Source organism: Bradyrhizobium guangzhouense, assembly GCF_004114955.1.
Taxonomy (GTDB): domain Bacteria; phylum Pseudomonadota; class Alphaproteobacteria; order Rhizobiales; family Xanthobacteraceae; genus Bradyrhizobium; species Bradyrhizobium guangzhouense.
The window spans coordinates 6858853-6872372 of record NZ_CP030053.1; the positions used below are offsets into that span (position 1 = coordinate 6858853).

At 53.3% G+C, this 13520-nt stretch carries 15 protein-coding genes; 7 read left to right on the forward strand and 8 right to left on the reverse strand.

From position 1 onward, the window contains the following. Window positions 1–20 precede the first annotated feature (20 nt). On the reverse strand, window positions 21–227 hold the full coding sequence (locus tag XH91_RS32670; protein WP_128954419.1) for a hypothetical protein: 207 nt from the start codon (window positions 225–227) through the stop codon (window positions 21–23). 217 nt (window positions 228–444) lie between these two features. Here XH91_RS32670 and XH91_RS32675 point away from each other — a divergent pair, with 217 nt between their 5' ends. Together XH91_RS32675 and XH91_RS32680 are read left to right on the forward strand one after the other, a co-directional pair. Further along, complete coding sequence (locus XH91_RS32675) at window positions 445–1062, forward strand: CHC2 zinc finger domain-containing protein (protein ID WP_164938317.1); 618 nt, start codon at window positions 445–447, stop codon at window positions 1060–1062. Window positions 1063–1207: 145 nt separating this feature from the next. After that, window positions 1208–1627: a hypothetical protein gene (locus XH91_RS32680; RefSeq protein ID WP_128954421.1), complete on the forward strand. Its 420-nt coding sequence runs from the start codon at window positions 1208–1210 to the stop codon at window positions 1625–1627. Window positions 1628–1638: 11 nt separating this feature from the next. On the opposite strand, the gene XH91_RS32685 is transcribed toward XH91_RS32680, so the two are convergent. The 3 genes from XH91_RS32685 to XH91_RS32695 form a co-directional block, all read right to left on the reverse strand. Beyond that, window positions 1639–2484 (reverse strand): hypothetical protein, encoded by an 846-nt coding sequence (locus XH91_RS32685; protein ID WP_128954422.1) that lies wholly within the window; start codon window positions 2482–2484, stop codon window positions 1639–1641. Window positions 2485–2675: 191 nt separating this feature from the next. After that, complete coding sequence (locus XH91_RS32690) at window positions 2676–3068, reverse strand: hypothetical protein (RefSeq protein WP_128954423.1); 393 nt, start codon at window positions 3066–3068, stop codon at window positions 2676–2678. 198 nt (window positions 3069–3266) lie between these two features. After that, window positions 3267–3911, reverse strand: a complete 645-nt coding sequence (locus XH91_RS32695; protein ID WP_128954424.1) for a hypothetical protein — start codon at window positions 3909–3911, stop codon at window positions 3267–3269. 303 nt (window positions 3912–4214) lie between these two features. Between XH91_RS32695 and XH91_RS32700 the strand changes: the two genes are divergently transcribed. Further along, window positions 4215–5444, forward strand: a complete 1230-nt coding sequence (locus XH91_RS32700) for a toll/interleukin-1 receptor domain-containing protein (protein ID WP_164938318.1) — start codon at window positions 4215–4217, stop codon at window positions 5442–5444. Between the two features lie 83 nt (window positions 5445–5527). Here the strand turns inward: XH91_RS32700 and XH91_RS32705 are convergent, their stop codons facing one another. Genes XH91_RS32705 through XH91_RS32720 form a run of 4 tightly spaced genes read right to left on the reverse strand, consistent with a single transcriptional unit; the run spans window position 5528 to window position 10478 of the window. Next, entirely contained in the window at window positions 5528–8311 is a 2784-nt protein-coding gene (locus XH91_RS32705) for a toll/interleukin-1 receptor domain-containing protein (protein WP_128954426.1), read from the reverse strand. Between the two features lie 39 nt (window positions 8312–8350). Next, window positions 8351–8902, reverse strand: a complete 552-nt coding sequence (locus tag XH91_RS32710) for a hypothetical protein (RefSeq protein ID WP_128954427.1) — start codon at window positions 8900–8902, stop codon at window positions 8351–8353. A 1-nt stretch (window position 8903) separates the two neighbouring features. Then, window positions 8904–10049, reverse strand: a complete 1146-nt coding sequence (locus tag XH91_RS32715) for a patatin-like phospholipase family protein (RefSeq protein WP_128954428.1) — start codon at window positions 10047–10049, stop codon at window positions 8904–8906. 30 nt (window positions 10050–10079) lie between these two features. Beyond that, window positions 10080–10478 carry a TIR domain-containing protein gene (locus XH91_RS32720; protein WP_128954429.1) on the reverse strand — a complete coding sequence of 133 codons (399 nt, stop codon included), beginning with the start codon at window positions 10476–10478 and terminating at the stop codon, window positions 10080–10082. A gap of 122 nt (window positions 10479–10600) precedes the next feature. Here XH91_RS32720 and XH91_RS32725 point away from each other — a divergent pair, with 122 nt between their 5' ends. The 4 genes from XH91_RS32725 (at window position 10601) to XH91_RS32740 (ending at window position 13511) form a co-directional block, all read left to right on the forward strand. After that, window positions 10601–11887 carry a tetratricopeptide repeat protein gene (locus XH91_RS32725; protein ID WP_128954430.1) on the forward strand — a complete coding sequence of 429 codons (1287 nt, stop codon included), beginning with the start codon at window positions 10601–10603 and terminating at the stop codon, window positions 11885–11887. Window positions 11888–11949: 62 nt separating this feature from the next. Next, window positions 11950–12420: an EVE domain-containing protein gene (locus tag XH91_RS32730; RefSeq protein ID WP_128954431.1), complete on the forward strand. Its 471-nt coding sequence runs from the start codon at window positions 11950–11952 to the stop codon at window positions 12418–12420. Between the two features lie 21 nt (window positions 12421–12441). Further along, the gene (locus XH91_RS32735; RefSeq protein ID WP_128954432.1) at window positions 12442–12840 is read left to right on the forward strand and encodes a toll/interleukin-1 receptor domain-containing protein; all 399 of its coding nucleotides are present in this window, start codon (window positions 12442–12444) and stop codon (window positions 12838–12840) included. Between the two features lie 95 nt (window positions 12841–12935). Continuing rightward, window positions 12936–13511 carry a hypothetical protein gene (locus XH91_RS32740; RefSeq protein ID WP_128954433.1) on the forward strand — a complete coding sequence of 192 codons (576 nt, stop codon included), beginning with the start codon at window positions 12936–12938 and terminating at the stop codon, window positions 13509–13511. The last annotated feature ends 9 nt before the right edge of the window (window positions 13512–13520 follow it).

A 13520-nucleotide genomic window follows, 5' to 3' on the forward strand; every position in this document is an offset into this window, starting at 1 on the left:
CGGCCCGCGCAAATGCGGGCCTAACTTTGTGTGGAGCAGAATTCTTCAGCGCGTTGTAGCACCTTCGCCGCGTTCAGCAGATCGCCTGTACCGAGCTGGTCGGTCTCCTTCCAGTCGCTGCCGTCTTTGTAGCTCTTGCTGAGAACCGTGTTGTAGTGCGATCCGTTCTGCCAGAAGGTCGCGGTCACGTAACCGAGTTTGAACTTCACTACGGGCTGACTGGCCATGTTGGCTCCTATCCCCGCTTAGGTGCGGGCCGCTCCATTCCTTCATACCTCTTGTTTGGTTGCCATCTTAACCCAATGGCCATGCCGTTCCCCGCAGAAGCACGAACAGATCGAGCAGCCTCGTACGGAGCCCTTCTTTGCGAAGAGCGGCCCGCACCCAATGCCTTCTAAACGGAATGGTACACTATCCGTAGAGGTTCACTACGGGAGCTGTCCCATGCCCTTCTATGACTTCGAGGCCATCAAGGCTTCCACCGACATCCTGAAGGTCGCTGAGGATCTTCAGCTCACGCTCAAGAAGTCTGGCGCTGGCTACCGCTGCGCTTGCCCCGCTTGCGGTGCAAATAACGAGCGCGGCTTGGTCATTACGCCGGGCAAAGGCTACTACTGCTTTGCCCAGATGAAGGGCGGCGACGTAATTGCCCTGGTCGGCCACACGCTCAATATCGGTACCAAGGAAGCCGCCGGTTGGCTCCAGGAAATGTACTTTACAGGTGAAGGTACACGTACTGTACAGTCGCAAGAAGCAGGCCAAGTGCCAACCGTGCCCCCGAAGAAAGAGAGCCGGGAGAAACCGGCCGCTTCCTTCAACCCGAACGCCTATCTCGCCAAGCTCCGATACTCGGACGAGATCGCGGCGCTCGGCATCAGCCAGCAGGATGCGGAGGCGATAGGAATCGGTTGGAGCAACAGCGGAATGCACAAGGGGATTGCCTTTGCGCTTCGCTATGATACCGGCGAGATCGCGGGCTTTTGCTCGGTGATTGGCGGCGAAGTGAAGTTACCGAAACAGCTACTTCCTCGCACAGTTCACGTGCTCAAACGCTCCGCTTAGGCGGAGCTTTTCATTTGACGAACCCCCGGCGCATTATGCCGCGAGAACATGCCGTCAGATCAGCGAAAGCGACGGGCGAAGGCCAAAGCAGCGAAGCTTCACAACCGTAAATAGCGCTGCTATAGTCGTGCTTTTGGGGGACAGAATGCCGACACGCTTCCAGCAGACATGGGTCAGAACCTTTACCAGCAGTGATGACCACGGTGACACGCAAATCTTTTTTGAGGACATTCCGACCGTTGTCGTTCAAGTACAGCGCGACAGAAAGGAACCTCAGATATTGGTTTCTTGCAGATTTTATAAGGCGAGCGGGCCGCCTGTAGACCGCACTATCAAGCCAAACGATCCACCATACATCACGACCGCAACAGGGCTGATGGTCAGTATGACGCCCAGCGGAGTGCAAGGGAGCAAGACCGAAGCCGTTACGGCCATTTGGCCAGCATCGAAGAAACCAAACAAAACAGCTAGCTCCCTATCAAAGAAGCTCGGGCAGGGAGCTTTGCCAGTCAGGCTGAGCAAAAAGGCCGCCAAAAAGTCGAAGCAAACGAAGAAGCGTCGATAACCCTGGTCGCGCTAGAATGGCCAGTGATGCATCAGGGTTTCGATTGCATCCTTCATGTGGACTTTCACTACCTCTTTGAGGCCTAGCATGGCGCCATCGATCGTTTGCGCCTTTACGTTGTTTGCAAATGTGATGCTGGCAGTTCTGAGCGCTAGGATCGTACGCCTAATCCAGCCAACACTAACCTCTCCCGACTTAATCTTTTCCAGGCCACCCTTGAGATCGCTCACCACTGCATCGCGCTCTTGCGTGCGCTCAGCAGCATAACCATTATCTTGCTCGATCGCCTGAGTAGCTGCGCTCAGCTTGTCGACTGCCTCGGCAACGACCGGGTCGGCAGGGTCGAGCTTGATAGGAGCCCACTCATTTACAGGATCAGGTCGGCTCACTTCGAGGGCAACATCCATCTTGAGTGGCCCGACCGAAGGCTCGAAATCGCCGTCCGAAATCTCGAGTTCAAAAGCGCGCTGATTTACCTTCTGGAGTGCTGCATACAGCCACCCTCTAGCATCGCCCGAAACCTTTGCCTTGAAAAACACGTTGCCCGGCGTGTTCTCCAGTTCGGAAGCTAGCTCCTCCATCTTAGGAGTCTTCTTCCAGATCGTTGGCCCAAAGTGATCTTCGATTATTTCGATCGCACCTTGGCTCAGCATTATCCTAATGGCTTCCGCTCTTAACGCGGCATTCTCGACGTAGCAGTACTCTTGATCCGAATCGTGATCTCGGACAGTGAATTCACGCTGCCAAACGACGTCCGTGTAGAACTGCTGAGCGTACTGAGAGTGAATATAGAGCGCCAAAAGGTAGTACTCAGGAGCAAGATTCAGAAAAGACTGCTTGTCCACCTTCGGAGCCATCGGCAATCAACCTTGCAGTGCAACATCGAATGAGAGCACCCATTGTGTCATTTGCGATACAGGCGAATCAAGCCGACTTGGGTAGGCAGGCTGTGCATGGCCGCAAACATGGTAACGGCGGTATGCAATGCCGAGGCCAACGTGCCGGGGGGAATACTTAAAGAGCCGCGCCAGGGGGCAGCGGCTCTTTTTTATTCCGGGGCTGGCTCGCTGCCCTCTAGGTCGGGTGGAGCAGGCGCGTCGAATGCAGTATCTTCGGCAGGAGATGGCCCGCATTGTGTGTCGGCTAAGAACTTCTCCTGCGACCATTTCTCGGACTTCTCTCGCGCCGTTCTCTCCGCTGCTGTCTCGCCATAGGTCTCGCGTTGGAAGGCTTCGACTTTAGCGGTAAGCCGGGCGGCAGCGTCTAAGGCGCGGTTCTCTCGCTCTTGTGCCTCATCCCGTGGCTCTACCCAATTGGGATTATCAATCTTCCCCACCGTGCGGATGTACCGCTGGCGGGGCCTTCCGAGCTTATCTCGATAGGCTTCCACCTCTTGCAGATAGATGTGCGGGCCGTTGCGCTTTTCTCTGATGTACGACATGCGACCAAGTTGCCGAACTCAGCGAAATGGTCAATTGCACGGCATTACACATGATGACCGTGGTATATTTCTCTAATTAATAGAGAGGTGCGTTTGCGGCCACAAATACGCGAGCCACACGTACATCAGCACAACGGCTGGCCAGACGTCAAACAGCTTCGCGATGAACTCAAGCCAGTTCACCAGATTCGATCTTAATCAATGTGGGTTTGCAAAGAAGCCAGTCAACACGCCAATCATGAAAGCGAGCACCTGCTTCACCATCTCCATCGACCCGCGCCGAACTGTGGCTTCTCGCGAGAGAGTTGCTGTTACCGCGAACCAGACGAAGGCCGCAGCGACTAGCCCTGCCGCTCCAATGACAAGATAGATTTGTATAGATCCCGCGTGCTCGGCGACTAGAATGGAGCTGCTCGCGGCGTTGGCCGGCCGCATGATGCCATTGACGCTGAAAAGATGGATCAACTCTCGCAAGCTGCTATCGAAGAAGTACGAAAATAGCAGGCCGATTACCACCGCTATGATCGCGGCTATCACGGACTCGGTAGCCAGCACGGGTCGAAGCGTAAACAATGACCGAACACCAACGATTGCGCGGTCGAGCACAGTTGCGTTATGGAAAACCCGGGAAAAGCGAGAGGACGTTAGGATAGTGTCCTTCTCTTGAAGCTGGTTGATGATAGCGTCGACGCTCTCTCGGCGAGACTTCAACGTCTCATAGTCCGATAGAAGCCTGTTTAACTCGTCAACCAGTTCATCCCGGTCTTTTGCAACTTGCGACCAGAAATATAGCATTTGGCGCCGGTACGCCGGATTACTTTCGTCTTCCTCATTCAGTACCATTGACTCGCCCCACAATCGCGCAGCGAGCATAGGCAAAGAGGCCCACTATCGCAATGGTCCGAATTGCGGTTAGAGCTTAAGCCGCATCAATAAAGGATAATCAACCAAGCGATTGGGACGAGCGCCGTGAGTATGATTGCTATCCGTAGCGGCCAGCGGACTACGTCAATATGCACCTCTCTTAGTATCATGTTAAGTTCGCTTCCTGCTGCCCTAGGTTTGTCAAGCGGGTACCTCGCTATGCGACGATTATGGCCTTTGCGACTAATGCTAAGCTCTATCATCCGTACAGCCGTCATTGTGATGGCCCTCGCTGTGTCGGCCAGAGCGCAAGACGTTCAAGATGGCAACTGGAATCGGCAGGCTCACCATAACTCAGCGGTGTGCGCTGCGAATGAAACCAGTCGGGTCGCTTGCCGCCCCTCCAAGACGCTGCTCGATATCAAGATAGAAGTACCCGCGGATCGAGTGCGTCTATTGTACTTAGACCACCACGAGCCGCTCCTGAACTTAGCTCAAGAAAAGCGCCAAGAAGGACGTTCAGGAGATTACGGGCCGCGAGAGGGAGGAGCCGGAGGAGGCGGTGGACTGCCACCGGAAATCATTCCTGCACTTCTGATCCTATTAGCGGCCTCACTTGCTGTGAGCGAAGGGCTTAAGCTGCGCGACTACCTCAAAAAGCCCCCCGTTGCTGCCGCCAAAGATGCCGACGTCGTCGAGTGCTCCGTCTTCGGTCCTCATGCCGCTCGACCTGGCGATCAGATTATGATCTCAGCTTTTCTGCATCCGCCGAAGCGTCGCAAGCGCGCGCGTTTCCTTGCTAAAGCGATGGACCTATCCGCCACCTTGAGAGGCAGGTGCTCCGAAATCGCGATCATGCGTGGCGCGACTGTGACGATAAGCCTTTCGGTCAACACACTGTACGTCGACGAGCCCGCTCAGAGCATGGTTTGGCAGGGATTGCCCGTATCCTGCGAGTTTGTCGTGACGATCCCGAATAAAACGGACGGGCAGAGCTTTTTTGCTGCGGTACGCGTGAGTGTCGAAGGGCGTCTAGTTGGGCGGGTCAAATTCAAGATCATGTCAGACCGAAATGCCGACGGGCAAGATCGGGTAAGCTTGGGTGATCTGTCCCGGTATAGGATGCCGTTTATCTCCTACGCCACAAGCGATCGTAAGGAGGTGTTGAAAAGAGTGCAAATTCTCCAAATTATGAAAACAAAGCTCTTCATGGACATGCTATCGCTCGACCCCGGTGACCGTTGGGAAAAAAAGCTCTATGAGCATATCAGTCGTTGTGACTTATTCCTGTTGTTCTGGTCGCAGGCAGCGAGAGACTCTCATTGGGTAATTCGTGAGGCTGAATATGCGCTGGAGCGACAACGTTCTGGTGCAAATAACGACATCGAAATTGTACCTGTGATTTTGGAGCAAGGCGTTTCCCCACCCGCGAACCTTTCTCACCTGAACTTCAATGACCCGATCTTCTATTTAATCTTGGGTACAAAAGGCGCGGAAGCACCGAAAAGTTAGACTGCTCCTTGCAGGTTTCTGCTTAGGTATCCGCCGAACAGCATCAACAGTATCTTGAAGTTCGACAAGCTGGCCACTGACACCTATTGCTTCAGCTTTGCCAGGCGATTCCTCGCCCTCTCCACGTCTGCCTGAAACTGCTCGTTCTGTGGCTGGCGCTCCACAAGAGTTTGCCGGATTTTTAGTGCAGCATCCAGGGCAGTCTTGGCCTCATCCGTTCGATCGAGGCGGGCTAGCGCGTCACCGACGCCCGCATAGGAATCACCCAGATCGGATAGAAAATTGATATTTTGCGGGTCGAATTCAACAATCCTTTTCCTCAAATCCAAGGCGTTCTGCTCGGCTTCGAGCGCTTCCCCGTAATTTCTTTGGTCCCACAGCAGATCGTTCAACCGAGACCATGAAGTCGCAAGTGCGGATTTCATCTGGATGTTCTTCGGATCCTTGTCTGCTAAGTCTTTTCGTATGTCGAGGCCTCTCAACAAGTTAGAATGACTATCATCGAGGTGCTTCGCAAACCGATATGCAATTCCTAGATTCGTATACGACGCGGCGAGCTGCTCCCTTGCAAGACTATTTGTCTGATCCACATCGCTCCATCTCTTGCAGAGTGCAACTCCGTTTTGAGCAGCCTCAATGGCTTCCGAATACCGGTCTAAGTCAAGGTTCGCTAGATAGAGTTCGTCATAGTAGTAACTGAACATATTCAGTAAGATGACGTCGTCCGTCCCGCTTAGCCGCGCTACTGCCGCTCGCTGTGTGAGGAGTGTATCGAGCGCATCTAGAGGTCTTTTCTGCGCTCTAAGCTTTTCAGCAAGAAGCTTATGCGCCGCAAGCGCTTCAGACACCTTCAACACGCTCGTTGCTTCGTTAGCCTGCAATTCGTCGGCTAGTCTGACCATTTCTTCCACTGCCGCTAACGATCCTTTTGCGTCGCCCCGCGCCTCCTTTACAATCGATATAGACCCTAAGTTGACCAGCTGAGCAGACTTGATGGCTGAGTTACTCGGATCGGCATGCATCGAAGCTGCGCACGCGGAAACGGCTTCCTCGAAAACGGTCATACTGGCGTCCGTCGCACCTAGATTAAAACGGACCTGCCCCAGTTGCATTAACGCAATGCAGAAGGTTCCCTTCTCCCAATTATTTAGGGGATCGAGGCTAGTGATTTTCCTTCGAATTGAAACCACATCCGCAAACCCAAGCTCGGCCTCTTGTAAATGACCAGTTGTCTGAAGTAGGTAGGCCGTCGAGCTTACCACGAACGCCAGTTTATCCAGCTTTTGAACGTTAGTTGGGTCTAAGTCTGATATCTTTCGACGAATCTCGCGCGCGCCGCGGTAGAACTCTATTGCTTCAGCCGAGCGACCTCGGCGTTCCAAGCTGATTCCAACGTTCTGCTTTGACTGAGCAAGCGCGCCCATCCAGTCTACGTTGCTTGCATCACTTGAGGCGAGTGAGGAACTGATTGATAAAGCCTCGTTATAGGAAGTGTAAGCGTCCTCGGCGCTTGTCGAGTTTAGAATCAAGTCCCCGAGGCTATTCAATGCTAGGATTAAATTGTACTTGTAGGGATTGTGAGCGGGGTACCGCTGGAGCAGTGCCCTATCGGCTTTGATCACTAGATCGATGGATGCTCTCGCAGCATCTAACTTTCCCTGAGTACTCAGGAGATCAGCTAATCGCTTGAGTGCAGCCGCGAGACTTTCTTGCCACCGCGGATCTGCAGGATAGTCCCTAGCCAACGCCTCCAACAGCTCTTTCGCTAGAACAAATTGCTTGTTTGCGTCTCCAAGTCTATTTTCTTGTTTCAGAATGTCCCCGACCCTCAAATGGGCCCAAGCAATGTCGTTGCGAGTGTCGGGAGACATACCTTTCTCTGACGCATATTGAGTGAGCTTGGCTAATGACTGCTCAGCATCTATCAAAGCTTTCGTGACGTCGCCCGTATCCATGTGGCCGTCAGCCAGCGCTCCATAGAGCTGAGCTTCTCGCGATGCGAGTTCTGCAGATCTCACTCCCTGTTCAGATAGTCTTCCGAGTAGGCGCTCTACTTCTTGCAACAATTCAGCGATCACAGGAGCTGGCACGCCAAACCTACTCTTGAAGTTTGTCGTTTTTGCTGTGACCGATCTCGCCGTCTCAAGCGCCCAGTCTAAGCGCTGTTCGGCTTCCCGCCGGCGCTCATGAGCGATCCACGCTTCCACACCGGCAGCAATGGCTAGCACTCCCATTGTTGCTGCAATAGCCGACACTGCGGCCAGTCGCCTGCGTGCAGCTCGAGCCGCTCTCCTTCTGATTTCGTCAAGGCCGATCCCCAGGAGTCCAGCGATCACTTTGAGCTTTGCAAGATCTCGACCATCTGCAGATTCTCTTGCATCTGCCGCAACAGGTTCGTCATCCAGATCGGAAAGCGTCCCTTCAGCGGTGACGCGATGCTTCAGTGCGGGAGGGAAACATTCCGCCTGTGCGTCGTTCGGCTCTCCGTCAACAATGATCGCGATTACGCGTGAGGACCTGCCCGAGGCCTTGAACAGTCGGATCTCTTCGTTCACATGAACGCTCTTAGCCGCTCGAGGTGAACAAACAACGATGAGAAACTCTGAGCTGCTAAGCGCGTGCGCGGTCGCCTCTTTTAGCGAAGGGCCGCTGGCAAATTCCTCGCGATCCGCGAAGATTGGGCGAAGATTCGCTGGGATTGCCCCCATTGGGGTGTCGCGTCCGACCAGATCCCGACTTACCCGAAATTTCTCTAATTCCCGGTGCAACCACTTTCCCCAGTCAGCATCCTTGTGACTGTAGGAAATGAATGCACGGTATCGAATGCCGGGATTGCGCACCGGTTGATCCACATCCTCTTGGCTCATTCACGAATAGAGCGCTGGTTACTGATGAGTGCGCTTGAATCAAGTTGTAGAAATTTCCTCCAAGCAGAAGCCCTTTGCCTCGGCCTCTGCCTTAAATTCCGCCGTCAGGTCCCTCCGGTTCGGGTGCGGTCTACCGTCCCATATCATTAATGCGATCGCAGACGACGCTCTCCCCCCGGCAAACAAGAGCGCTTGCTCCAGAATCGCAGCGTTCACCGCTGCGTAATCAGGACCGCGATCGTCTCCAATATTTTCGATCAGATTGTTTCTTCTAACTGCGGCCGAGGTAACGCGGTCATAGATGTCAGCCCAAACGCGGGATGGAGCACAATCGATCACCGAGGACGTTCGAAACGATGCAATCGTAGATGGCAACAAAATTCGATATTGAATCGAAAGTTCTTCAGCCGCATCCAAAAGAAGCAGATCAGCTCCACAAGCGCCGGAAGATATAATGATCTCGATCTCGCGCCTGAGAAGGTAGTCTAAAATTAGCCGTCTAACTGAAGCAATCCGAGCTACTGCGAAACTCGAGTTGCGCGCATCCGGAGCATCTATCCTTCGGCCAGCAGCCGCAATCACCCACCTCAAGTTATGCTCCCACGCGTCGATGGGGATCGAAGAAGTCCACGAAGTGCTCTTCCTTAACCATTTTGAGAGCCGCCACGCTTCCGAGCGTATCGAGATCGCTTCGATTTTCCGCCCTGCTCATTTCCCTCAAGCTTTCGGCTCGTTCGGCGTAAGCGGGAAGCCCCAATTCGGTGAGAGCCTTGGCTTCAAGACGTATATTGTATCGAAGATATGTTAGCAGGGGAGCACCTCCGAGAAAGTCGGTTTCTAGCTCTCCTACTTCCTCATCGATCGGTAGACGGGTCGGGCTATTCGAAAGGTATTGAAGCATCAGCTGATTGAGCCAATTTGCGTCATCCATGAGCATCGCCGGCACACTTGATGCCCAATTCCATAGTTTCGCTCCCATGACATCCTGGAAAGATGCAGCCTGATCCCAAAACCCGGTACCAACTGAAACGAGTAAAAGGTTGCGCTCCCCAACAGGCCACTGGAATGGAAATCCTCTCAACGTAGCGACTAAGAAAAGCAAGAGTGACGGATTGTTGTGAAGACTTACCCCACCATCCACGAACGCGCCACTCAACCCTTCGCCAATATCGATCTGCTCTGGATCAAAGTACGTTGGAGCGGCTGTGCTTGCTCTTACGATCCGTCTTAAAAGCAGCCCCTGATTGGCAGCGAAGTACTTACCGAGTGGGTGATTGTGAAAGGGCCACGTACTGTTTGTGTCGGCTCGCTTCGTCACGATGCACAAACCCGTCTTGACGCTCTCATCTCCAAGCGTCTTATCTTCGAAGTATTCGCCTAGTTTGCGTCTCAAAGGCTCAGCGCTATACCTCCCGCGCAACAATCCGAAGCGGCGTATTCCAAGGTCATCAGTACGATCGTTGAAAACCTCTCCCCCGAAATCTAGGTAGATGGCTCGGACTTCATCTGCCGACATACCAATCGCAAGTGCCGCAGCGATGATAGCGCCAGTGCTAGTGCCCCCGATCAGGTCGAAGTAGTCCGCCAAGACCAATTCCGGACGATCGTACCGGCCACGCAAAATAGTCTCGATGCGCTTCAAGAATCCTATCGTGAGAGCACCGCGTATCCCGCCGCCATCTAGCGCAAGTATGCGCTTCGGGCCGGTTGATTGAAGTCGGCTCAGCAGAGCTGACATCGATCGCAATCTCCAAATAGTGACGACTCGTCAGGCGCTCTCCACTGCCTTTTTGATCGCATCGAAATTGAACGAGAGCGCCCAGGTCGCCCCATTGTTTATGAGGGGTTTTGGACTATCGTATGCCTTCTCGACTTTCACGCCAATGAGCTTCTTCTTAGCATCTACCGCAGTTTGGATCTCCCAGGTTATCCAGTCGCTGGACGCACTTTGTTTTCCCACGATGCAAAGCAGGTGGGAAGCCTTTGCAATCAGTGGTTTGATTTTGCTCTTAATGTACGTAGCGTTGGTGCTGTTGATAGCGTCCTTCAAGGAGCCATTGTAGAGTTCGAAATCAAACTCCTTGTTCTTGTCCCATGCCAGTAGCAGATTCTTGTAATGGGCATCATTATCGTAATCAAAACTTATAAAGATGACCTTCTTAGCCATGCTCCCCCCTGAGGTAGATTGAAGGACTGATTTAAGCACCTTCTTCTACAAGTTGCAAAGGGGAAAGAGGCGCCTTAGCGCTCTGAAAGGCGTTGGTCATCTCAGCGGGACGTGAGGGATCCATGGACTACGAGAAGATATGCTTCGTTGTAATGCCGTTTGGCAAAAAGACTGTAGAGGGCAAGATTGTCGATTTCGATTTGCTGTATGAACAAATTTTTGAACCCGCCATCAGCGGCACAGTTCTACCGGAAGGAGGCTTCCTGGAGCCGCACAGGACCGACAGGGATTTCTTCAGCGGCGATATAAAATTGGATATGTTTCAGTATCTAGAATACTCGCGATTCGTTCTTGCCGACATTACAGGATTGAACTTCAACGTTGGCTATGAACTCGGTGCCCGACACCGCGCACGGGAGTCCGGAACGGCCATCTTCCGGCAAGTGCAGTTTGCGCCGCCGTTTGACATCAGCTCGATCAAAGCATTCCCCTATGAGTACGAGCCGAACGAGGAGGCAGAAAAGTCTCGCGAGCTGGTAAAACGCGTGTTGACGGAATCTCTCCTTCAAAATCGTCTGGATAGCCCCGTTTGGCTCGCGCTGTCCACACAGCGCAAAACTAACGATATCGATCTGGTGCTGAACGACGCCGAAAACGCAATCCGTTCGCTAGATTGGATCCGCGCTATGGATATCTATCGCGGCGCACTGAAGCTTTGGCCCGCGAACTCTCATGTCAAGATGATGCTAGGTCTTCTCTGTCGGGATCGAGGGATCTGGAACGAAGCTATCACTCAATTCGACGGAGTCGTCGCCATCGTTCCGCTCTATGGCGAAGCACATCGCGAGAAGGGGGTTGCAGAAAATAAGCTCGCTCAACGAGAACATAAGCCTTTGGATACGCGGCCTGCCCCCGGTGAGATCGCCCTGCGTCGAGCTGTTGAACTGAACAGTAAGGATTTCGATGCTTACGCTTCACTTGGAGGGGTCCTGAAAAGAGCAGGCAGATTCCAGGAGGCGTTGGAAGCCTATGAGGAGGCGGTGAGCCTTTCTGGTGGACATCCTTATCCTTTGCTCAATGCTCTCAAACTTCGAGTGCCGTTGACTGGCCGATTGGATTTGTCATCGCAGGACAAACTTCGTCTAATCCGGGCTGAGCGGCTCCGCGACGGCCAAGCAAAATTAACTCCCGCCTTTGATAGCCCCTGGTGTTTTTTCGATCTCGCCGAGATTCGGCTCTATCGTGGCGATGTCGAAGGCTTTCTTTCGGCTGCGAGAGCTGGGCTTTACGAAATCACGGACAATTTTCAGTGGGATACGTTCGTGAGTAGCCTTGAACTGCTGCGTCCAGCCGCGACAGAGTTGCCTTGGCTTTCTGATGCACTTCTACGCCTCGCAACCGTGATATGACGCATGAATGCATCAACAGGGTCGCAGCATTGGAGGTGGCAAATAGGCACATGAGAACACCATTGGCCCGCCGACAAATCAATACTACTCCAAAGCGGAAGCCGAACATCTGGCTGTATATGGTCGCTGGGGAGAATAACTCCGACTGGGCGAAGCTAGACGCCGACGGATTTGACACTTGGAAAGGTCACCCGAGAACTAAGGTCGGCGATCTCATTTTGATGTACAGAACGGCTCCTTACAGCGACATTGCGTGTATTTTTACTGCCATCTCCGACGCTCGCGCGACGGTCCACACTCGGGAATTTCCTTGGAAAGTCGCCGTTGATCCGGGAGGCGGCTTTCGGCTGCGGAAAACGATTAAGTTGACCGAGCTTAAAGATGAGCCGCGTCTAGCAGGACGGTCTTTTCTGAAAAAACAACAAGGAGCCACATCAAGGAAGCTTGATCTTGAAGAACAAGGTGCTTGGCGGGGACTCCGCAAGATACTGGAAGACCGCAATCCGGGCCTGAAGGAATATCTTCTTCGGTGAACCCAGCAACAAACATCAACGGTGTTTCTCTCCTACGCATCCACCGACCGACACAGGGTTCAAACCCTGTATGAACTGCTGCGGCGCGACGGAATTGAAGTTTGGCTAGATCAAAATGAACTTGTTGCCGGCGAAAAGTTCAACACGATCATCAAAGATGAAATCAATTCATGTCGGGCCGTCGTTGTGTGCATCTCTGAGAACTGGCTAAAAAGAGCTTATGCCCAAAAGGAACTAGCGTGGGCCTTGGAACGAGCCGCGATGTACGACGATTTCCTGTTTCCAATCAACTTAGACGGTTGCGCAACTCCAAGACGCCTGAAAGAGGAGGGCCAAATCTACAACATGCAAAGCCGCAACAAACAGGCCCAGCTGAGAAAGCTCATTGACCGTTTAAGGTCCACATTAGTGCGTGCTTGAGCTAACGATGAAGACGATATCGGCTACTCTCAAGCACTAATTGTCCGTGGGGATAACCATACGCCTGCAGAGCACCGCCGGTTTATCATCAAGCTATGCAAGACAACCAAACGCGACAGGACACGACAAGTCGCGACGGTTCGCCCGATGAGCTCTATTCCCTCTCTCTCGACGAAGCCGTCGACATATTTGAGGAAGCCGGTCTCCCCCGCACGCTCCGCGCAATTCAGCGGTACTGCGCTTTAGGCAAGCTCGACTCGCACAAGGTTGAGACGCCTACTGGCGAGAAATATTTGGTTACTCCTCACTCGGTTGAGCGGCTAATAAAATACATAAAGGAAGTATCGCGACCAGGCGCGACTAGTCACGACAATTCGCGCCTGGTCGCGACTGTTCGCGCACTGGGAGTTAAGCCTGAAGTCGAGCCGCGGCCAGTCACGACAAGTATCGACAAGCCACGACCTGTCGCGACAAGCGACGACAAATATGTGTCGATGCTTGAGAATCAAGTCGAATTTTTGCGCGGCGAAATCTCGGTCAAGAATACTCAGATAGCGGAGTTGACCGAGCGCGCCCGTGAGACCAACCATTTGATAGCAGGCTTACAAAAAATGTTTCCGCTGCTCGCCGCACCCGACCGCCGGGGTGGGGAGGATGGGCAACAGCCGTAGTGGCTCTCC